Origin of the sequence: Yoonia sp. SDW83-1 (assembly GCF_046762885.1) — a bacterium.
Classification (GTDB): Bacteria; Pseudomonadota; Alphaproteobacteria; order Rhodobacterales; family Rhodobacteraceae; genus Yoonia.
On record NZ_JBKQXO010000003.1, the window covers coordinates 319,699 to 339,760 of the forward strand.

A 20,062-nucleotide genomic window follows, 5' to 3' on the forward strand; every position below is an offset into this window, starting at 1 on the left:
TGATGCTACCGTTCGCCCAATTGCTGCGCAAAAGCATAAAGCTGCAGCTAACAACAAGAAACGTGAACCACCTGGGAGGTTCTATATGCCCGATGGGGCGCTGCCTGTTCTGGATGTCCGGGACCTCAAAACTGTGTTCAAAACGCGCGCGGGCGAAGTGCACGCGGTTAATGATGTCAGCTTTGATTTGAAACCGGGTGAGTTGCTTGGCGTTGTCGGCGAAAGCGGCTCCGGCAAATCCGTCACCATGATGTCGCTCTTGGGCCTGCTGCCCTCACCACCCGCCGATATCCGGGGCGGTACCGTCAGCTTTGACGGCAAGGACCTGTTGAAAGTCGACGCCGAAACCCTGCGGTCTGTGCGGGGCGGCAAGATCGGGTTCGTTTTTCAGGACCCGATGACATCGCTGAACCCGGTTTACAACGTTGGGCTGCAGATCATGGAGCCGCTGCGCAAGCACATGGGGCTCAACAAACGTGATGCCGCCAATCGCGCGCAGGAACTGCTTGAACTGGTCGGTATCCCGGACGCCGAGCGCCGCCTGCAGGACTACCCGCACCAGTTTTCCGGCGGGATGCGCCAGCGCGTCATGATCGCCATCGCACTGGCCTGCGACCCGCAGGTGCTGATCGCGGATGAACCCACAACAGCACTCGACGTGACTATTCAGGCGCAAATCCTTGAATTGATGAAGGAATTGCGCAGCAAACTGGGCATGGCCGTGATTTGGATCACCCATGATCTGGGAGTGATCGCAGGCATCGCTGACCGTGTGATGGTGATGTATGGCGGACAAGTCGTTGAACACGCCCCGGTCAAGGAACTCTTCGGCAATCCGCAGCACCCCTATACCCGCGCCCTGCTCAAGACGATCCCCACAATCCATGGCGAACGGGCCGCCCGTCTGACCGTGATCGAAGGACAACCGCCCCTGATGGTTGGCCCACCCTACGCTTGCCCGTTCCGCGAACGCTGCGATGTGGCGTTCGACCGGTGCGAGCGTGAAAACCCACCACGTTATGATGTGGGCCACGGGCACGATGCGGCCTGCTTCTTCGACGCACGCACGGGGGCACCACGCGATGCTTGACCAGACCACCAAACCATTGGTCAGCGTGCGCGACCTCAAGATGCATTTCCCGATCTATGCGGGCCTGTTCCGCCGGCGCGTGGGCGAGGTGAAGGCCGTCGATGGTGTCAGCTTCGACGTCATGGAAGGCGAAACACTCGGTCTGGTCGGCGAATCCGGCTGTGGCAAATCCACCTGCGGGCGGGCCGTACTGCGGCTTTACGATATCACCTCCGGGTCTATCACCATCGACAACCGCGAAATCGGCAGCACACCGCAGCCGCAATTGCGCAGCATGCGCCCCACCATGCAGATGGTGTTTCAGGACCCACAGGCATCGCTCAACCCACGCATGACGGTCGAGGCGATCATCAAGGAACCTCTCGACGAACACACCAAACTGTCCGAGGCCGAAAAGCGTGAAAAGGTCGGCGAGTTGATGGATGCGGTGGGGCTCAACCGCAAATTTGCCAAACGCTACCCACACGCCTTTTCCGGCGGGCAGCGGCAGCGGATCGGGATCGCCCGCGCGCTGGCGCTCAACCCGAAATTCATCGTCTGCGATGAACCGATTGCGGCACTGGACGTGTCCATCCAGGCGCAGGTCGTCAACCTGCTCGAAGACCTGCAGGAACAGTTTGGGCTGACCTATCTCTTTATCAGCCACGACCTGTCCATGGTCCGGCACATCGCCACCCGCGTGGCGGTCATGTATCTGGGCAAGGTGGTCGAACTCGCCCCGCGCGAGGCGCTTTATGCCGACCCGCTGCACCCCTACACCAAGGCGCTGCTGTCAGCGGTCCCCGAACCCGACCCCAGCCTCGCCGCCACGACCGAACGCATCATACTGCAAGGCGACGTGCCCTCCCCCTCCAACCCGCCGCAAGGCTGCAATTTCTGCACCCGCTGCCCGTCGGTGATGGATATCTGCAAACAGATCGACCCCGAATACCGGGAGGTGCGACCGGGCCGTTTCACGGCCTGCCACCTCTTTAACGAAGAAAACGACACTGCGGGCTGAACCGCAGGTCCCGAGGCCAAGAGCACAAACAACATGAAGACCAACAAGGAGAGAAAAAACATGAAACTCAAAACAGCCCTGATGGGTGCTGCGGCCTGTGTCGCCCTTGCGCCGATGGCTTTTGCCGACGCGCATGAAGGCGAACGCGCCCGCGACGGCGAACTCAAGATTATCTATTGGCAGGCGCCATCCATTCTGAACCCCTACCTGTCCGGCGGAACCAAGGAAATTGAGGCGGCCAGCCTCGTGATCGAACCGTTGGGTCGCTATAACGAAACCGGCGCGCCGGTTCCTTTCCTGGCGCAGGAAATCCCGACCGTCGCCAATGGCGGGGTCAGCGAGGATCTGACACAGATCACCTGGAAGTTGAAAGAAGGCCTGGTCTGGTCCGATGGCACGCCCGTCACCTCGGCTGATGTGAAATTCACTGCCGACTACTGCATGGACCCCGAAGGCGGCTGCGCGCAGCTGGCCAAATTCGATGGCGTCGAAAATGTCGAGATTGTCGATGACCTGACGGTCACCGTCACCTTCGACAAGCCGACCCCGAACCCCTATGGCCCGTTCATGGGTGGTCAGTCACCCATCATTCAGGCAGCCCAGTTTGCCGAATGCACAGGCGCGCGTGCACCTGAATGCACCGATGCCAACTTCATGCCAATCGGGACCGGCCCTTTCGTTGTGACCGAATTCCGGACCAATGACGTCTGGACCGGCGTGGCGAATGAAAACTACCGCGATCCAAACAAACCCGCCTTTGCGTCACTGACCTTCAAAGGTGGCGGCGATGCGACAGCAGCCGGTCGCTCGGTTCTGGAAACCGGCGAATTTGATTACGCCTGGAACCTGCAACTGGCCCCCGATGTGATCGCCTCCATGGCAGAGGCTGGCGTCGGCACACCTGTATCAGCCTTTGGTACACTGGTTGAGCGTCTGGAAATGAACCTGACCAACCCATCACCCGATCTGGCCGAAGGCGAACGCTCCACGGTTGCACACCCGCATCCGTTCCTGAGCGATGAGGCGGTGCGTCGTGCCCTGTCCATGGCCATCGACCGCGAATTGCTGGTTGAGGTCGGCTATGGTCAGGCAGGCCGCCCAACCTGTAACCTGGTGCCCGGGCCGGAGATCTATGCCTCTGACAACACTGGCTGCCTGACGCAGGATATCGATGGCGCCAAGGCGCTGCTCGACGAAGCAGGCTGGGTCGACAGCAACGGTGACGGCATCCGTGAAAAGGATGGTGTGGAACTGCGTATCCTCTACCAGACTTCGACCAACGCTGTGCGTCAGGACTTCCAGGCCCTGATCAAGGAATGGTGGAGCGAGATCGGTGTCGAGACCGAACTGCGCAACATCGACGCCTCTGTGTTCTTCGGGGGTGACCCAGGCTCGCCTGATACGTTCCAGAAGTTCTATGCAGATGTCGAAATGTACGCCAACAACTTCGACGGCACCGATCCACAGCCTTATCTGGCCATGTATCGCTGCGGCAACGAACCCAAGCCTGACAGCCAGTGGCAGGGCGAAAACATCAACCGGTTCTGCGATCCGGCATATGACGCCCTGATTGATGAACTGGCCCAGACCGCTGATATCGCACAGCGCGCCGAACTGGCCAAACAGATGAATGACATGCTGACCAAAGACAGCATGACAATCGTCCCGCTGGTCGATCGTGGCCGTGTGTCGGCACATGCCAACAGCCTGGGCGGTGTGATCCTGAACACCTGGGATTCCGAGCTGTGGAATGTCTCCGATTGGTATCGCATCGGCGACAACCGCTAAGCAAGAAACACCCGTTCCGGGGCATCGCTCCGGGACGGGCACTCTTCAACCGCAAAGCTATTAACCAAGGCGTCGCAATGCTGACCTATACCCTTCGCAGATTGCTCGTGTCGATCCCGACGCTTTTGTTCATTGCTTTTGTCATCTTCATGCTGCTGGAACTCGCCCCGGGCGATCCGATGGCCAGCATGCCGCTCACAATCCCGCCCGATGTGCGGCAACAAATGCGTGAAGCACTTGGCCTGGGCGAGCCGTGGTACATCCGCTTCCCCCTCTGGCTGAACCAGTTTTTCATCGTCGAACCGCAATACTGGATCGACAACGCCTTCGGCACCAATTTCGCCGATGGGGCGCAGCGGATCATCAGCTTCCAGTCGCGCAGCCCGGTTTTTGACACCATCGCCGAACGCCTGCCCCAGACACTGTGGGTCGTGGGCATGTCCTATGTGGTGGGCGTCCTGATCGCCCTGCCCATCGGGATCATCAGCGCCTACCGGCAATATTCGGTCTTTGATCAGGCGGGGACGTTCATCAGCATGATCGGCTTTTCGGTCCCGCCCTTCTTTTCCGGCGTCCTGCTCATCGTGATCTTTTCAGTGCAACTCAAATGGCTGCCCTCGATCTACGACACGACCCATGTGGTCGATGACTGGGCCAGTTTCAAAATCCAGCTGCAGCAGATGGTCATGCCGGTCATGGTACTGGCCCTGCAGACGACTGCTCAGGTCAGCCGGTACATGCGGGCCTCCATGCTGGACAATCTGGGGCAGGATTACGTGCGCACCGCGCGGGCCAAGGGCATGTCGGAAAGCGTCGTCGTGCTGAAACATGTGCTGCGCAACTCCATGATCCCGGTTGTCACGGTCATCGCCCTTGGCATTCCGTCGATCTTCGGTGGGGCCATCATCACCGAACAGATCTTCAAGGTGAACGGGCTGGGGCAACTTCTGATTATCGCGCTGCAAGGGTCCGACATCCCGATGGTGATGACGATCACCTTCCTGCTCGCGATCCTGATCGTGCTGATGAACCTGATTGCCGATATCCTCTACGGCATTCTGGACCCGAGGATCCGCTATGACTGATCGCGCACCCCAAGCCTCTGCCGACAACCTGCTGCCATCCGGCGATCCGGTCGCACCCCCCAAACTCAAGGTCGACAAGCCGCGCAACCAGTGGCTCGATGTCTGGGATCAGTTCAAGACCCACAAAGGGGCCGTCTTCGGACTGATCTTTCTGACCTTCATCACGCTTTTCGTCACCGTGGGCCCGCTGATCTGGGATGTGGACCCGGGCAAGCTGGATATCCGTAACAAGGATGTGCGTCCGATCTATATGGGCCTCTTCGACAGCAGCGCCAAGGTCAGCTGGGGCAACCCCATGGGCACCGACAATCTGGGCCGGGATATCATGGCCAATATCATGCAAGGCGGTCGGATTTCGCTCGCCGTCGGTTGGACGGCAATGGTCCTGGCCTTGCTTCTGGGCACTACCATCGGCGTGCTGGCAGGGTATTTCCGCAGGCTTGACGGGCTTCTGATGCGCTTCACCGATCTGGTGCTCGCCCTGCCTCTGCTGCCATTGCTGCTGGTTATGATGCTCTTGTTCCGCGATCCGCTGCGCGCGGCATTCGGGCCGGAAAACGGGATCTTCATCCTGATCGTGACAGGCATCGGGATCACATCCTGGATGCAGACCGCCCGCATCGTGCGCGGCGACGTGATGGCACTGAAAGAACGGGAATTCGTGCTCGCAGCGCGCTCCATCGGAACACCGGCACGGCGGATGATCACACGGCACCTGCTGCCCAATGTGCTGTCACCCATCATGGTCTCGGCCACACTGGGGCTGGCCACCGCCATTATCACCGAAAGCGCGCTGTCCTTCCTCGGGCTTGGCTTTCCGTCCGATTTCCCCACATGGGGCAAGATCCTGTTCGACAGCGTTGACCGGATGACGGCCTTCCCCGAACGGGTCATCTGGCCGGGGCTGGCGATCTCGCTGACGGTTCTGTCGGTCAACTATATCGGTGATGGGCTGCGCGACGCGCTTGATCCGCGCATTCGGGGGCTATGACGGAACCATATCGTCTCTCGTGCTTTAGTGTCCCACGGCAAAGGGGACCCCATGGCGGAAAATACTCGTGATCTGACCAAGGGCCCGGTGTGGCAAGCGCTGGCGCTGATGTCAGCCCCCATGGTCATCGGCATCCTTGCTGTGCTCAGCGTCGGGTTGGCTGACGCATATTTCCTTGGGCAATTGGGCGGCGCGCCACTGGCAGCCGTTGGGTTCATCTATCCTGTGACCGCTGCCGTGACATCCCTGTCGATTGGGCTGTCGGCGGGGGCCAACGCACTGGTCAGTCAGGCGATCGGCGCAGGCGATGATGATGCCAAGGCGGCGCGTCTGGCCTTCCATGCCGTCAGCATCGCGGTCGTCCTATCCCTGATTGGCGCTGCCGCCTTCTTTTTCACCTTCCCACCGCTCTTCAAACTGCTCGGGGCGAACGAAGCCGTCATGGCCGAGATCGCGCTGTTCATGCCATGGTGGTGCGCGTCATTCCCCTTTCTGGTCCTCATGATGCTGGTCAATGCGATTTTCCGGTCGCATGGCGACAGCAATGTATCCGCGACACTCATGGTCATCTCTGCGGTAATCAATGTAGGGCTGGACCCGATACTGATCTTCGGCTTCGGCCCGATCCCGCAAATGGGGACCGAGGGGGCAGCACTGGCGACCTTCATCGCACGGGCCTCCATCGCCGGTGTCGCATTTGCCTATGCACTGCATAAAGGCATGCTCTATCTCTGTGCAAACCCGCTCAAGGGGTTGGGCCAATCCGCATGGCGGCTTGCCAAAATCGGCGGACCAGCGGCCTTTTCCAACGCGATCAACCCCGCCGGTATGGCTGCGGTCACCGCAGCCGTCGCCACAGTGGGCGAAGCGGCAGTCGGCGGCTTTGGTGCCGCAACGCGCGTGCAACAAATCGCATTGGTGCCAATGCTGGCGCTGTCGTCGGGGATTGGACCCGTGATCGGGCAAAACTGGGGGGCAGAACAGAAAGACCGGGCCGCACAGGCCCTGCAAGCGGCCTTTGCCTTTTGTCTGGGATACGGCGTTGTCGTGGGGCTGTTACTGGCCGTTTTCGCCCAACAGATCGCGTCACTATTGGCGTCTGATCCCGATGCAGCAGGCTATGCCGCGACATATATGCGGATCGTCGGCTGGTCGCTCTTCGGCTACGGGTTTGTGGTCGTGGCAAACGCGGCCATGAACGCACGGGACAAGGCCGTCTGGTCCATGAGCCTCAGCCTTGGCCGGATATTCCTGATCTACCTGCCCGGCGCATGGCTGGGTGTCACGCTGCTCAGCTTCACTGGCATAACCTTTGCGGCTTTTGCAGCCAATGTCATCGCCGCAATAGGCGCGGTCTGGGCGGCATGGAAAACCGGTCTGCTGCGCCCGAAAGCACTGCGCGAGACCTTCGCCTAGTCAAGATGCTTGCGCAGCCGCTGGACCAGCATCCAGACCAGTATCAGGATCAGTGGGGTGACACCTGCGGCCAACAATGTCTTTGATACACCAAATGCGGTTTCCAGCGGCCCCAACACGTACAAGGCCAGATTGACCGCGTAATAGGTAATCGCCACAACCGACAAACCTTCCACCGTGCGCTGCAACCTCAATTGCAGATCGGCGCGCTTGTCCATACTGGTCAAAAGTTCCTGATTTTGCGCCGACCGTTCCACATCCACCCGTGTCCGCAGCAGATCGCCAGCGCGCAGCGCGCGTTCCGACATGGCCTGCAACCGGCGCTCGGTCGATTTGACGGTACGCATCGCCGGATCAAACCGGCGCATCATGAACTCACCAAAGGTCTGCCTGCCGCCAAAACGCTCTTCGCGCAGCACAGCAATGCGCTGGTTCACAATCGTCTCATAAGCCCCTGTCGCGCCAAAGCGAAAGGATGATTGCGCCACGGTATTCTCCAACTCTGCCGACACCTCCAGCAGGCTTTGCAGCACATCCGCCGGGTTCGCCACCGGGCCGCACATATCGCCCAGCAGCTTGCTCAGCGTGGTGTCCACCTTGGCCATCTGGGGGCCAAGCGACCGCGCCCGCGACAAACCCAGCATCGACATCGCCTTATAGGTCTCGATCTCGCACAGGCGCTGCACAACCCGACCCACACGCCGCTCACCCACATGCGGGCGGGCAAACACGGCAAAACGCATATGACCTGCGTGATCAATCCGGAAATCACCGGCAACCACCAGATCATCCTCCAGCACCCGGCTGATGGCGAGGCTTTCAGGCACCATCCAGTCCTTGACCTTGTCGGCAATCCCTTCGTCGCCATCTGCCACCTCAACCCGGATCAGGGCAGAGGTCACGCGGGTGCCCGGTGCAGTAGCCAGCCAATCCTCGGGGAATATGGCAAAGGTCGCGGCATCAAAGGGCCGGTCGGCCACCCCTTCGCCAAAAATCGTATAGGTCACAAATTCTGTATGGCTTTCCCATTTCAGCGTGTGCTTGCCGATCTCGCCGAAATAATGCGTTGCATCAGGCGCGGGATGCTTTGCCCCGAACCGGTCCAGCAGATCAATCAGGTGTGCACGATCCGCGGCCCTGTCGCGCCCGGCGGCGTTGCTGGCCGGCTTTATTGCCAGATAGGCGGCCCGGCTTGGTGCCGGGACCGATGGAAAGGGCCGCGCATGAAGCTCATTGGCCATGGCATAACGCAGCGGATGGTCGGCAATCGGGGGCATTTGAGGCGCCTTTGCAACTGTCTTTGATTGCAACCTAGCGGGGTTTCGCGCCCTGTAAACAAAAAACTGTGTATTTATAAAGCGTTAGCGGCGCACAACAGTATACCGTGCGCCGCAAAAAGCCTTAGATGACAACCACATCCAGTGGCGGAAAGCCGTTGAAACACACGGTCGAATAGGTGGATGTATACGCGCCGGTATTGCGGATCAGCACCCGATCGCCCGATTTCAGCGTCTGCGGCAACAGCACGGGGCGCTTTTCATACAGCACATCCACGCTGTCACAGCTTGGGCCGGCCAGAATGCACGGTCCCATTGGGTCGCCATCACGGGCGGTCTCGAACTGATAGCGGATCGCCTCGCCCTCGGTTTCGGCCAGACCAGAAAAGCGACCGATATCCAGATAAACCCAGCGGTGCATATCGCGATCCGACTTGCGGCTGACCAGCATCACCTCGGCCACGATCACACCCGCCTCGGCCACCATGCCGCGACCTGGCTCTGCCATGATGGTCGGCACATTGGGGAACCGGGCTTCGACCATGGCAATCACTTCAGCGGCATAGGCCGTCGGCGCGTCGATATCCTCACCATAAAAGGCCGGGAAACCACCACCGATATTCAACAGGCTCAACGCATGACCTGCGTCAATCGCCGCGGCCCAGATGCCCGCCATCTCATCCAGCGTCGGCGCCCACATTGCCGCATGGCGGGTCTGGCTACCCACATGGAACGAGAAACCAACCGGGTTCAGACCCAGTGCCTTGGCATAATCCAGCAGGCGCAGCGCGGTATCGCGGTCACATCCAAACTTGCGAGTCAGCGGCCAGTCACCGGGCGATACCTCGACAATCAGACGGATGTAAACGGATGCACCAGGTGCATTGTCAGCGATCTTTTCCAGCTCTTCCTCGGCATCAGCAGCAAACAGGGTGATCCCCTGATCCCACGCCCAGGCAATGTCAGAGGCACGCTTGATCGTGTTGCCAAACGACACTTCGGATGGGTCCGCACCCTCTTCCAGGCACAGCGCAATCTCGGCCTTGGATGCGGCATCAAAATGCGACCCCAGATCAACCAGACGGGCAATCACCTGACGGGCGGGGTTGGCTTTAACGGCGTAGTGGATATCGGCGCGACCCAGACCGGCGCGCAGCGCACGGTACTGTGCCTCAACCAGATCAAGATCCATGACCAATGTGGGCTTGTCAAAGCTGCGATTAGCAACAAAACCGTCCAGACGGGATGGGCGTGCGACAGGGAATGACGGCGCGTCGGCCGCGAAATGTACAGTCATGGTCATCTCCAGTAGACCCGGCCATGACGGATTCACACCGCCCCAGACCGCTCAGTTCCAAAAGAGACGTTACCGTCGCTACGTAAACACGTGTGCGTTGACTGCTACTCGGCCAGAGGCGCGTGCGTTGGCGTCTATAACCGCGCATTTGGGGCAAGTTGGGATTCGGATCAAGAGGGAAAATGCATCGCATTGAAAATTCATAACTGCATGGACGACAACGCATAACTCGGGCTAGTCAGGCACATGGCCCGCGTGATCCTGTTCAACAAACCTTTCGGCGTCCTGTCGCAGTTCACAGACGCGCGCAGCCCGTCACCACGGCCCACCCTGTCGGCCTATATCGACGTGCCCGGCGTCTACCCCGCAGGCCGATTGGACCGGGATAGTGAGGGGCTGCTGGTCCTGACCGATGACGGTAAATTGCAGGCCAAGATCGCAGACCCCAAACACAAGCTGACCAAAACCTACCTTGTGCAAGTCGAAGGGGCGCCAACCGATGCCGACCTGCAGCCACTCCGGGACGGGGTAACGCTGAAAGACGGGCCGACACGCCCCGCCAAGGTCCGGCCAATCGACCCACCCACCCTGTGGGAGCGCGACCCACCCGTCCGTTTCCGCAAATCCGTCCCTGATACGTGGATCGAGATCACAATCAGCGAAGGCCGCAACCGGCAGGTCCGCCGGATGACAGCCCATATCGGCTTTCCAACACTACGGCTGGTGCGCTGGCGGGTCGGATCATGGACATTGGACGGTTTGCCCCACGGCACATGGCGCGATGCATGACTGCGCTAGATTGTCCTTTTGACATTTCCGACTAAAATAATCAGATAAAGCGCATCAAAGACCTACCACGCTTCGATCAAGACACAGGACTCCATGGCCAAAACACCCAACCCCTGCATCGATGTCTGCAAATACAAGCGGCAGGGTCATTGCATTGGGTGCGGCATGACCAAGGCGCAGAAGTCGCTTTACAAATCGCTCAAGAAATCCGGGCACAAGGCCGCGTTCGTGGACATGCTGGTCAACCAGCAGGATGCGCTCGGCAAATATGCCCACTGGCGCAAGGCCTACGCGAAAAAATGCACCAAGAAAGGGGCATCTCTTCCAACGGGGCTCTGACACTAAGTCAGATGTGACCGCAGCATCCAGGCGAATTTTTCATGCGTTTGCCCGCGCGCAATGCACAGATCCTCGGTCAGCGTATCGCCATGCTCTGCGGCCAGCTCGCCCGCCGCGGCCAGTGTCGCGGCCAGGGTTTCCTGTGCCACCTGCATCGCCTTGATCATGGTCTTGTCGTCCGTCTTGCCATCATGTTCGGTCACTTTGGACCGCTTCAGCATCCCGGCCAGCATCCCCTCGGCATGGGCGTCCAGGGCCTTGATCCGCTCGGCCAGATCGTCCTGGGCGACAAAATGATCCTCGTAAATCTCCTGAAACAGCGCATGCAGCGGGCCAAATGCCATACCTGTCACGTTCCAGTGGAAATTCTGCGCCAGCATGGTGCTGACAGCGGTTTCCGCCACGCATTGGTTCAAGGCCTCGGCAATTGCGCCCTGTGCCGACGGGCTCAGATCAGATGCAGTCTGGGTCATGGATGTCCCTCTCCTATTGTATGAATTTGGCTGGCGGCGGCTGGCTTGCCCCAAGGTAACAAATCAGGCGGCGGCGTGAAGATGTTGCGCCGCCTTGCAGAACAAAAAATGCATCGCGGATGCCTTTTCCCGCGACATCCGGCTGAGCAAGGCAAAGCGATAGCGATCCGTATCGCCCTGCCGGATGGCATCAAAGATATTATCCAACCACGCTTCGTCAAATGAACGCTCGACCGCGCCCGGCTCATAAAACCGTAAGCGGCGGCCAATGGCCGTGGGCAGCGCATCAATCAATGCTGTCATAGGGTCATCTGTGCTGCCCCGCGCCAGACGGGCCCGCCTGCCAGCCTTGCGCAGCACAAGGTTCGGCGCCGGCGCAGCGGCGGGGACCAACGGAACAGTACGGGCAAGTGCAGTGTGCGACATCAGCGAATCCTATTTCCGACCAATATAGTCAGATTTAAACCCCTGCCAAGAGACATGCACACACAGGCAAGCGGCACCCGATCGCCCGACAATCGTGATTTGCCAATTGATGCGCCCCCGATATTGTCACCTCGGGTGACGCTGCGTCACCACGCATTGGAGGATGCAAGATGAACCGGATGACCGCCAAGGATTTCGATCAGGAACTGCTCGACCTTTATGACTTCTACGCACATGGCAAGATCACCAAACGCGAATTTCTGGACCGCGCGGGCAAATTCGCCGTAGGCGGGGTGACCGCCGCCGCCTTGCTGACCATGCTCAGCCCCGATTATGCGCTGGCACAGCAGGTCTCGTTCAACGACCCCGATATTGTGCCCGAATACATCACCTACCCTTCGCCCAACGGCCATGGTGAGGTCCGCGGCTATCTGGTCAAACCTGCCAATGCCACCGGCCCCCTGCCCGCCGTCCTCGTTGTCCACGAAAACCGCGGGCTGAACCCGTATATCGAAGATGTCGCGCGGCGCGTGGCCAAGGCGGGTTTCATGGCCCTGGCCCCGGACGGGCTGACATCCGTGGGCGGCTACCCGGGTAATGACGCCGAAGGGCGCGATTTGCAGCGTACCGTGGATGGAACCAAACTGATGAACGACTTCTTCGCCGGGTTCGAACATCTGATGACCCGCGATGACAGCACCGGCAAGGTGGGCGCGGTGGGCTTCTGCTATGGCGGCGGGGTCTGCAACGCGCTGGCCGTGGCCTATCCTGAAATGGCGGCCTCGGTTCCGTTCTACGGACGACAGGCCGCTGCGGCGGACGTGCCGAAAATCGAGGCGCCGCTCCTGTTGCATTTCGCCGCCCTTGACGACCGGATCAACGCAGGTTGGCCAGATTACGAGGCCGCGCTGATCGCCAATGACAAGGTGTTCGAGGCGCATATCTACCCGGACGTGAACCACGGGTTCCACAATGACAGCACCCCGCGCTACGACGAAGCTGCGGCAGAACTGGCCTGGGAACGGACAATCGCCTGGTTCAACACCCATCTGGTCTGACCCCGCGGGATGGGTGATTTCACCCATCCCACACCTCCCCCATTGACCAATGTCAACCGCGCCCGGGCGCGGCACCGCTATCATGCGGCCATCGCAACCAATTGATGGAGACGCATGATGACTGATGCCCAGACACCCGACAAAGAAACCGTGGTTGAAGAAATCAAGGTCGACGGCAAGAACCTCGTCGACCGGGTCAAGGAATTCGCCAAGCAAGGCAATGTGCGGCGCATGCGGATCATCGCGGATGATGGTGACGTGTTTCTCGACACCCCGCTCAATATCGGCCTTGTGGTCGGCGGGGTGGTGACCCTCGCAGCCCCGTGGCTTGCCATCCTCGGTGCCATCGCGGCGCTTGTGTCACATGTCAAGATCGAGGTGGAGCGTGACGCTGACACGTCTGAAACCACCACTGATGGGGAAACCAAGACACCGGAACCAACCGCCTGATCAGGCGACCGGGATCAGTTCCGACTGATCCCGGATGATCCGCTCAATCTCGGCCCGCGCAAATTCGGCCAGGATGGCCTGATCATCCCGCGCCTGCCCCGGCGGCAGATCCAGATCGCCCAGCACGATGATATTCTCGTCATTCACCAGATTGGCGGGACCAGTATAATTGTAGCTGCCAACAATGGTCAGCGCGTCGTCAATCACCATCAGCTTGTGATGGATCTTGCGCACACCCGTGCCGGTCTTGTTGCGATGCAAGGTGATGTCACCCTCGACCAGCGTATCCTTTGACGCCCATTTCTGGTTCGCCTGCCTGCGGTCCAGCACACCCTGCACTGCCAGCCCCTTCTGGCGGGCATTCACCAGCGCATCGTCGATCCCGGATGACTGGGCAAAGGTGAAAACCGCAAAATCAATCCGGGTCTCGGCCTTGATCATCTGCTTGATGAATTCCATCTCCGGCGCATGGTCGGGCGCAAAAAGCGGCTTGGTCCGCACACCACTGACAAAATGCCCTTCCAGCGGCTTGCGCGGCGTCTCAAGGCTGCGCTTGCCGAAAATACCTTTGCGCATCTGGGCAAACTCGCGGCGGTATTCGCGGGCGACCTCCACATCATCCAGGATCACAATATGGTTGAGGTTCTTGGACACCCCGGTCGTGGTAAAATTGGTCGAGCCGGTCAGAAGGGCGGACCTGTCGCGCACAATAAATTTCTGGTGAAAAATGGCCGGATTGTAATCCGCCTTGGCATCCACCCCCACCCGCAGGATCAGGGTCAGCAATTCGCGGTTCAACTCCTGCAGGCCAACACCATCCCCGTCAGGTGTCTTGCGTTCGCGCAGGTAATCCTGCTCTAGAATGACCCGCACATGCACACCCCGCCTGCGCGCAGCAATCAGCGCATCAGCAATTGGGCGATGGTCCAATTCCTGCACCGACACCAGCAACTCATCCTGCGCAGCATCAATAAAATCAATGATCGGTGCCTCAAGATCATCCGGCGCGCCAAGCGCCGCAGGCCCCATGAACAGCGTAATCGCGCCAACGGAAACGGGCATCAAAATACCTCCATACTCAAAATATGGGGGCAAGCGTGGCAGCGATGCGCGATTCGAACAAGTGCGGTACATTCACCCGATGGCAAGGTCCACGGCGCTACAACGCCAATACGTTAACAAGACCTATCGTCAACGCGCGAAGGGGTCCGACGTTTTGCCGACGCAAGTCCGATGCATCGCCGACAGTCAAATCTTAGCGTAAGTGACTGATAACATGGCGCGTTTCAGGATGTCGCAACCAAACAACAAAAAACCGCCCGCTGGTAAGGCGGGCGGTCCATTTACCAGCTGTCAACCGGCTCAGTCGATCTTGGGCAGCAGCGTATCAAGGCTCGCCTTGGCGTCCCCATAGAACATCCGCGTGTTGTCCTTGAAAAACAGCGGGTTCTCGATGCCCGAATACCCCGTGCCCTGCCCGCGCTTGGACACGAACACCTGCTTGGCCTTCCAGCATTCCAGCACCGGCATGCCGGCGATGGGGCTGTTGGGGTCGTCCTGTGCGGCCGGGTTCACGATATCATTGGACCCGATGACAATGGCGACATCCGTATTCGGGAAGTCGTCATTGATCTCGTCCATCTCCATCACAATGTCATAAGGCACCTTCGCCTCGGCCAGCAGCACGTTCATATGGCCCGGCAAACGACCCGCCACAGGGTGAATAGCGAAACGCACAGTCTTGCCCTTGGCTCGCAGCTTCTTGACCAGTTCAGCCACCGCCGTCTGCGCCTGTGCCACCGCCATCCCGTAGCCGGGAATGATGATGATGCTGTCAGCCTCGTTCAGGGCCGTAGCAACGCCATCGGCATCAATCGCCACCTGCTCACCTTCCACGGCCATCTGCTCACCCGCTGGGCCGCCAAAGCCACCCAGGATCACGCTGACAAAGCTGCGGTTCATCGCCTTGCACATGATGTAAGACAGGATGGCACCAGACGACCCGACCAAGGCACCGACAACGATCAACAGATCATTGCCAAGGCTGAACCCGATCGCCGCCGCCGCCCAGCCGGAATAGCTGTTCAGCATCGACACAACGACAGGCATATCCGCCCCGCCAATGCCCATGATCAGGTGATAACCGATGAACAGGCCCGCCAGCGTCAGCAGGACCAGCGCCCAGGACCCGCCACCGGTCAGATAGACAAAGAGCAAAAGCACCGACAAAGCCGCCGCAGCCGCATTCAGCAAATGCCCGCCCGGCAGTTTCTTGGCACTTGTGTCCACCTGAAACGGCAGCTTCGACGACGATCCCGCCAGCTTGGCGTAAGCAATCACAGACCCGGTGAACGTCACCGCACCAATCCAGATCCCCAGCACCAGTTCAACACGCAGAATACCAATCTCGACACTCGACTTCTTGGCAATCAACTGACCAAAGGCGCTCAGCCCGTCATAGGCCTCTTTCGGCAGCCCAATCGCCGTGATGCCATCATCGCCCACAACACCCAAAACCTGACCGTTGGCCTCATAAATCCCGCCGATATAGTTGATCATCAGATCAGCGTTAAAGCCGACAAAGACGGCGGCAAGACCCACCAGCGAGTGCATGATCGCCACAAGCTCCGGCATCTGGGTCATCTCGACTTTGGTCGCCAGTTGATACCCCACAGCCGCGCCCAACGCGATCAGTATGATCGAAACAATCCCCAGACCGGATCCCGGCCCGATCAGCGTGGCAAAGACCGCGATCGCCATCCCGACGATGCCGTACCAGACCGCGCGCTTGGCACTTTCCTGCCCTGACAGCCCGCCCAGCGACAGGATGAAAAGAATACCCGCGACAACATAGGCCGCAATCGTGAATGCATTTTCCATTGCCCTGTTCCTCTCAAGATTTCTGGAACATGGCGAGCATGCGCCGTGTCACAAGGAAGCCACCGAAGATATTGATCGCCGCCATAAAGATACCAAGCGCGGCCAATATGGTAATCAGCACGCTGGTCGATCCAATCTGGATCAGCGCACCCAGGATGATGATCGACGAAATCGCATTGGTCACAGCCATCAGCGGTGTGTGCAGCGAATGGGCGACATTCCAGATCACCTGAAAGCCGACAAAAACCGCCAGCACAAAGACGATGAAATGCTGCATGAAGCTCGCTGGCATCCCCGGGATCATCCCGATGCCAAGGATCAGTGCGGCACCAACGGCCAGCAGCGTCACCTGATTGCGGGTTTCCGCCTTGAACGCCGCAACCTCTTGCGCCCGCTTTTCCTCGGCCGTCAACTCCTTGGGCGGCGCCTTTTTCGGCTGTGCCGCAATCGCGGCCACCTTGGGCGGCGGCGGCGGGAACGTGATCTCACCCTTGTGGGTGGCGGTCGCGCCCCGGATCACGTCATCATCCATATTGTGATTGGCCACACCGTCTTTTTCCGGTGTCAGATCCGTCATCATATGGCGAATATTGGTGGCATACAGGGTCGAGGATTGGGCCGCCATCCGGCTGGGGAAATCGGTGTAGCCAATGATCGTCACACCGTTGTCGGTGACGATCTTTTCATCCTTCACAGTCAGCTTGCAGTTCCCGCCACGCTCAGCCGCAAGGTCCACAATCACCGAACCAGGCTTCATACTCTCGACCATATCCTTGGTCCAAAGCTCCGGCGCGTCACGGCCCGGGATCAGCGCCGTCGTGATCACGATATCCATATCCGGCGCGATCTCGCGGAACTTCGCCAACTGGGCCGCCGCGAATTCCGGCGAAGATACAGCGGCATAACCCCCTGTCGCGGACCCGTCCTGCTGTTCTTCCTCAAAATCGAGGAAAACAAACTGCGCCCCCATCGATTCAACCTGCTCAGCCACTTCGGGGCGCACGTCGAACGCATAGGTAATCGCACCCAGCGACGTGGCGGTCCCGATCGCAGCAAGCCCCGCAACACCGGCCCCAACAACCAGCACCTTGGCAGGCGGCACCTTACCGGCGGCGGTCACCTGACCGGTAAAGAACCGGCCAAAATTGTTGCCCGCTTCGATCACCGCACGATAACCCGCGATATTCGCCATGGATGACAGCGCGTCCATCTTCTGCGCACGGGAAATACGCGGCACCATATCCATCGCGATGACGGTGGCGCCTTTCTTGTTGGCGGCCTCCATCAGCTTTTCGTTCTGGGCCGGATAGAAGAAGGAAATCAGCGTTTGGCCTTCGCGCAAGCGCTTGACTTCGGCATCTTCGGGGGGACGCACCTTGGCGATGATATCGGCCGCCTTGTAAAGGGCAGCGGCAGTTTTCACGACCTCAACGCCGGCCTCTTTATAGGTGTCGTCGGAAAAACCAGCCTTGAGGCCAGCACCCGTTTCGATCACGCAATCATAACCCAGCTTCTGCAGATCCTTGGCCGAGGCCGGGGTCATCGCGACCCGATCCTCGCCCGCAATAATCTCTTTTGGTGTGCCGATTTTCACGGACCATCCCCCGTATTTGTGCTTGCAGTCCCCGATGGATTATAGCGCGCCATAATATTTCACAAGGGAGGGGCCGTAGCGTTCTTTTGTTGTCAGGCGCTAACAGTCACACCCAACGCCGCGTCTTTTCGCAATAGCGGGCAAATTCGGCGCGGAACTTGCGGCGCAAGCGATCTTCTTCGGGAATGATGAACCGCTGCGTGATCGTGAACATGAAAAGTGGGACGAGAATCAGCGCAATCGGCGCATCCCAACGCAAGGCAAGCCCGGCGAGGATCAGTGTGTCACCCAGATAGATCGGATTGCGGCTGCGTTTGAAAATCCCGCTAGTGACAAGATGGCTGGCCTCCTGATGCGGGATCACGGTGGTCTGGCGCTTGCGCATCTCGGCGATGGCCAACAGCAGCAACACGATACCACCACCCACCAGCAGCCCGCCCAGCAGGTCAAGGATCGGGCCACCAACACGCAGCCACAAAGGCTGCACATCCGCCACAACCCAGGTCATCGCAACAGCCAGCAACAGCCAGACAGGGGGAATATCGATCCATTTCATAGTCATCTGCCGCACATTAGATGACTATGACCTCCACGTCATCCACCGACACGATCCATGCAAACCGCCGCCCACAGAGAAGGTCTGTTTTAATCTGAACTCACCAATGCTGCAGCGTGATCGAATGTCCGTTCTAGAGTCGGCATCTACGCCTCGCACCGATTTGGTCAAGCATGTCGAAAAATGAACGCAGCCTCCACAGCTCTCGACGGCGATTGTGAGCACATGGTTGGGGCAGCCTATTGTTCGACCGCCCCATCACAATCAACCGCTCATCTTAACGTCACTATGAAATCAGCGACTTCGTCACGCACGGCGGTTGCGGCTTCAGATGCTGTCAGGAGCCAGGCGTTGAATTCGTCCAGAGGGATCGCATCCGGGTGCTGTGGGATATCGGTGCGTGACAGATAGTCACCGGGTACATAAAACGGCGCAAGGCCGGGGCCGCCGAATTCGGTTTCATCACCCATCATGAAATCAATCGCCAGACGCGCGGCAGCAGGGTTGTTGGGCTTGTCAGCAATCGCCAGGATCGCAGGAAAGATGATGCCCGGGGATGGCTTTACATCATTGGCGACTTGCAGTGCCCAGCCTTCTTCCTCGTTGTCACGCCGGTCGGAATAGCTGGTGAAACCAAGCGGCGGGTTTTCCTGGCCAATGGCGCCCACAGCTGCGTTCACATCATCGGTTGAATCAACCAGAACAGGGTCATTGGCAAAAAAGTCCGCAATAAACTGCTGACCTGCGTTTTCCACACCATCCAGCACGATGGGTCTGCCGAACTCCTCTTCGTAGGCGGCGGCCATCTCGTCCGCGTGCAGGAAAATCTGGGTCATCAGGTCAAGGTAGTCCCCGCGCTTGAGCGGATCGACCATAAAAACACGGCCGCGCCATTCTTCACGGGTGAGGTCCCACAGGCTGTCCACAGGTGGGCCGTCTGGGTGGGCTTCTTCATTATACATCAACACTTTGGTCGACAATCGCTGCGTGAGGATAGGATCGCGCAACGCGGGCGGTACACGGTCGATAATACGCGGCGGAATGTAGGGCTGGATGATGCCGCCGTCGAAGATTTTTACCAGAACCACAGGTGTGTCCGAGATATAAATCACGTCGGCGTTTGTGATGAAGTCTTCGCTCTCTTCAATGAGAAGTTCAATTTGTTCCGTCGATGATATGTCGAAGCCCTTCATATCTATTCCGGGATAGGCCGCCTCAAACGCGGCCTCGACTTTGCCGATCCGGCTGGTGAAGGAATAGACTGTCACCGTGCCCTCCGCCAAGGCGAGCGGCAGCAGCTCTTCCGGGGTCATCTGGTTCAGTTTGTTGATCTCGTCCAGCGTCTGCGCCATCAGCGGCGCGGGCATGGCGAGTATGGCTGCGGCCATCAGGTTTCTTAGCGTGTTCATAAATGTGTCCTCATACGACGGATACTGACGGACCGTCTTGACACGTCTGTGTCAGATCCGTGTTGATTTGGGTGTGTTTGGGTGGGTGTCGCATCAGTTGCGTGCGACGACATCCCGGACCCAGACCTCGACACGGCGGTTGAT

At 59.2% G+C, this 20,062-nt stretch carries 19 protein-coding genes; 10 read left to right on the forward strand and 9 right to left on the reverse strand.

Annotation, left to right across the window (positions count from 1 at the left end; genetic code table 11):
- The first annotated feature begins 85 nt into the window (after nucleotides 1-85).
- The 6 genes from ACFWW4_RS05830 to ACFWW4_RS05855 all read left to right on the forward strand — a co-directional run bounded on the left by ACFWW4_RS05830 (nucleotide 86) and on the right by ACFWW4_RS05855 (nucleotide 7,370).
- The gene (locus tag ACFWW4_RS05830) at nucleotides 86-1,090 is read left to right on the forward strand and encodes an ABC transporter ATP-binding protein (protein ID WP_411889983.1); all 1,005 of its coding nucleotides are present in this window, start codon (nucleotides 86-88) and stop codon (nucleotides 1,088-1,090) included.
- Nucleotides 1,083-2,090, forward strand: coding sequence for an ABC transporter ATP-binding protein (locus ACFWW4_RS05835; RefSeq protein ID WP_411889984.1), 1,008 nt, complete (start codon nucleotides 1,083-1,085; stop codon nucleotides 2,088-2,090). Before ACFWW4_RS05830 ends, ACFWW4_RS05835 begins: the two co-directional genes overlap by 8 nt.
- A 60-nt stretch (nucleotides 2,091-2,150) precedes the next feature.
- On the forward strand, nucleotides 2,151-3,878 hold the full coding sequence (locus tag ACFWW4_RS05840; protein WP_411889985.1) for a peptide ABC transporter substrate-binding protein: 1,728 nt from the start codon (nucleotides 2,151-2,153) through the stop codon (nucleotides 3,876-3,878).
- A gap of 77 nt (nucleotides 3,879-3,955) precedes the next feature.
- Complete coding sequence (locus ACFWW4_RS05845; protein ID WP_411889986.1) at nucleotides 3,956-4,963, forward strand: ABC transporter permease; 1,008 nt, start codon at nucleotides 3,956-3,958, stop codon at nucleotides 4,961-4,963.
- Complete coding sequence (locus ACFWW4_RS05850; protein ID WP_411889987.1) at nucleotides 4,956-5,954, forward strand: ABC transporter permease; 999 nt, start codon at nucleotides 4,956-4,958, stop codon at nucleotides 5,952-5,954. Before ACFWW4_RS05845 ends, ACFWW4_RS05850 begins: the two co-directional genes overlap by 8 nt.
- 51 nt (nucleotides 5,955-6,005) lie before the next feature.
- The gene (locus tag ACFWW4_RS05855) at nucleotides 6,006-7,370 is read left to right on the forward strand and encodes an MATE family efflux transporter (RefSeq protein WP_411889988.1); all 1,365 of its coding nucleotides are present in this window, start codon (nucleotides 6,006-6,008) and stop codon (nucleotides 7,368-7,370) included.
- Here ACFWW4_RS05855 and ACFWW4_RS05860 read toward each other — a convergent pair.
- Entirely contained in the window at nucleotides 7,367-8,647 is a 1,281-nt protein-coding gene (locus ACFWW4_RS05860; protein ID WP_411889989.1) for a DUF3422 family protein, read from the reverse strand. The two genes, ACFWW4_RS05855 and ACFWW4_RS05860, sit on opposite strands and share 4 nt — an antisense overlap.
- 124 nt (nucleotides 8,648-8,771) lie before the next feature.
- A complete protein-coding gene (locus ACFWW4_RS05865; protein WP_393926562.1) occupies nucleotides 8,772-9,950 on the reverse strand; it encodes a type III PLP-dependent enzyme in 1,179 nt (392 codons plus the stop codon).
- A 240-nt stretch (nucleotides 9,951-10,190) separates the two neighbouring features.
- Between ACFWW4_RS05865 and ACFWW4_RS05870 the strand changes: the two genes are divergently transcribed.
- On the forward strand, nucleotides 10,191-10,733 hold the full coding sequence (locus ACFWW4_RS05870; protein ID WP_411889990.1) for a pseudouridine synthase: 543 nt from the start codon (nucleotides 10,191-10,193) through the stop codon (nucleotides 10,731-10,733).
- 93 nt (nucleotides 10,734-10,826) lie between these two features.
- Entirely contained in the window at nucleotides 10,827-11,072 is a 246-nt protein-coding gene (locus ACFWW4_RS05875; protein WP_411889991.1) for a DUF1289 domain-containing protein, read from the forward strand.
- A 2-nt stretch (nucleotides 11,073-11,074) separates the two neighbouring features.
- Here the strand turns inward: ACFWW4_RS05875 and ACFWW4_RS05880 are convergent, their stop codons facing one another.
- Together ACFWW4_RS05880 and ACFWW4_RS05885 are read right to left on the reverse strand one after the other, a co-directional pair.
- Nucleotides 11,075-11,545, reverse strand: coding sequence for a Dps family protein (locus ACFWW4_RS05880; RefSeq protein ID WP_411889992.1), 471 nt, complete (start codon nucleotides 11,543-11,545; stop codon nucleotides 11,075-11,077).
- A 63-nt stretch (nucleotides 11,546-11,608) separates the two neighbouring features.
- On the reverse strand, nucleotides 11,609-11,971 hold the full coding sequence (locus ACFWW4_RS05885; RefSeq protein ID WP_411889993.1) for a hypothetical protein: 363 nt from the start codon (nucleotides 11,969-11,971) through the stop codon (nucleotides 11,609-11,611).
- A 170-nt stretch (nucleotides 11,972-12,141) separates the two neighbouring features.
- Between ACFWW4_RS05885 and yghX the strand changes: the two genes are divergently transcribed.
- Together yghX and ACFWW4_RS05895 are read left to right on the forward strand one after the other, a co-directional pair.
- Nucleotides 12,142-13,029 carry a YghX family hydrolase gene (gene yghX, locus ACFWW4_RS05890; RefSeq protein WP_411889994.1) on the forward strand — a complete coding sequence of 296 codons (888 nt, stop codon included), beginning with the start codon at nucleotides 12,142-12,144 and terminating at the stop codon, nucleotides 13,027-13,029.
- A gap of 117 nt (nucleotides 13,030-13,146) precedes the next feature.
- Complete coding sequence (locus ACFWW4_RS05895) at nucleotides 13,147-13,479, forward strand: DUF4342 domain-containing protein (protein ID WP_393926568.1); 333 nt, start codon at nucleotides 13,147-13,149, stop codon at nucleotides 13,477-13,479.
- Here the strand turns inward: ACFWW4_RS05895 and ACFWW4_RS05900 are convergent, their stop codons facing one another.
- The 5 genes from ACFWW4_RS05900 to ACFWW4_RS05920 form a co-directional block, all read right to left on the reverse strand.
- Entirely contained in the window at nucleotides 13,480-14,541 is a 1,062-nt protein-coding gene (locus tag ACFWW4_RS05900; protein WP_411889995.1) for a phospholipase D-like domain-containing protein, read from the reverse strand.
- A gap of 300 nt (nucleotides 14,542-14,841) precedes the next feature.
- The gene (locus ACFWW4_RS05905) at nucleotides 14,842-16,359 is read right to left on the reverse strand and encodes an NAD(P)(+) transhydrogenase (Re/Si-specific) subunit beta (RefSeq protein ID WP_411889996.1); all 1,518 of its coding nucleotides are present in this window, start codon (nucleotides 16,357-16,359) and stop codon (nucleotides 14,842-14,844) included.
- Nucleotides 16,360-16,372: 13 nt separating this feature from the next.
- Nucleotides 16,373-17,953, reverse strand: a complete 1,581-nt coding sequence (locus ACFWW4_RS05910; protein ID WP_411889997.1) for a Re/Si-specific NAD(P)(+) transhydrogenase subunit alpha — start codon at nucleotides 17,951-17,953, stop codon at nucleotides 16,373-16,375.
- Between the two features lie 106 nt (nucleotides 17,954-18,059).
- Nucleotides 18,060-18,509 carry a methyltransferase family protein gene (locus ACFWW4_RS05915; RefSeq protein WP_411890009.1) on the reverse strand — a complete coding sequence of 150 codons (450 nt, stop codon included), beginning with the start codon at nucleotides 18,507-18,509 and terminating at the stop codon, nucleotides 18,060-18,062.
- A gap of 272 nt (nucleotides 18,510-18,781) precedes the next feature.
- Nucleotides 18,782-19,918 (reverse strand): ABC transporter substrate-binding protein, encoded by a 1,137-nt coding sequence (locus ACFWW4_RS05920; protein ID WP_411889998.1) that lies wholly within the window; start codon nucleotides 19,916-19,918, stop codon nucleotides 18,782-18,784.
- Nucleotides 19,919-20,062: the final 144 nt, after the last annotated feature.

Coding starts and splice junctions, on each gene's coding strand:
- ACFWW4_RS05835 (WP_411889984.1), top strand. CDS start 1,083: ATGCTTGACCAGACCACCAAACCATTGGTCAGCGTGCGCGACCTCAAG.
- ACFWW4_RS05860 (WP_411889989.1), bottom strand. CDS start 8,647: ATGCCCCCGATTGCCGACCATCCGCTGCGTTATGCCATGGCCAATGAG.
- ACFWW4_RS05870 (WP_411889990.1), top strand. CDS start 10,191: ATGGCCCGCGTGATCCTGTTCAACAAACCTTTCGGCGTCCTGTCGCAG.
- ACFWW4_RS05880 (WP_411889992.1), bottom strand. CDS start 11,545: ATGACCCAGACTGCATCTGATCTGAGCCCGTCGGCACAGGGCGCAATT.
- ACFWW4_RS05850 (WP_411889987.1), top strand. CDS start 4,956: ATGACTGATCGCGCACCCCAAGCCTCTGCCGACAACCTGCTGCCATCC.
- ACFWW4_RS05840 (WP_411889985.1), top strand. CDS start 2,151: ATGAAACTCAAAACAGCCCTGATGGGTGCTGCGGCCTGTGTCGCCCTT.
- ACFWW4_RS05875 (WP_411889991.1), top strand. CDS start 10,827: ATGGCCAAAACACCCAACCCCTGCATCGATGTCTGCAAATACAAGCGG.
- yghX (WP_411889994.1), top strand. CDS start 12,142: ATGAACCGGATGACCGCCAAGGATTTCGATCAGGAACTGCTCGACCTT.
- ACFWW4_RS05855 (WP_411889988.1), top strand. CDS start 6,006: ATGGCGGAAAATACTCGTGATCTGACCAAGGGCCCGGTGTGGCAAGCG.
- ACFWW4_RS05885 (WP_411889993.1), bottom strand. CDS start 11,971: ATGTCGCACACTGCACTTGCCCGTACTGTTCCGTTGGTCCCCGCCGCT.
- ACFWW4_RS05845 (WP_411889986.1), top strand. CDS start 3,956: ATGCTGACCTATACCCTTCGCAGATTGCTCGTGTCGATCCCGACGCTT.
- ACFWW4_RS05830 (WP_411889983.1), top strand. CDS start 86: ATGCCCGATGGGGCGCTGCCTGTTCTGGATGTCCGGGACCTCAAAACT.
- ACFWW4_RS05895 (WP_393926568.1), top strand. CDS start 13,147: ATGACTGATGCCCAGACACCCGACAAAGAAACCGTGGTTGAAGAAATC.
- ACFWW4_RS05915 (WP_411890009.1), bottom strand. CDS start 18,509: ATGAAATGGATCGATATTCCCCCTGTCTGGCTGTTGCTGGCTGTTGCG.
- ACFWW4_RS05920 (WP_411889998.1), bottom strand. CDS start 19,918: ATGAACACGCTAAGAAACCTGATGGCCGCAGCCATACTCGCCATGCCC.
- ACFWW4_RS05900 (WP_411889995.1), bottom strand. CDS start 14,541: ATGCCCGTTTCCGTTGGCGCGATTACGCTGTTCATGGGGCCTGCGGCG.
- ACFWW4_RS05905 (WP_411889996.1), bottom strand. CDS start 16,359: ATGGAAAATGCATTCACGATTGCGGCCTATGTTGTCGCGGGTATTCTT.
- ACFWW4_RS05865 (WP_393926562.1), bottom strand. CDS start 9,950: ATGACCATGACTGTACATTTCGCGGCCGACGCGCCGTCATTCCCTGTC.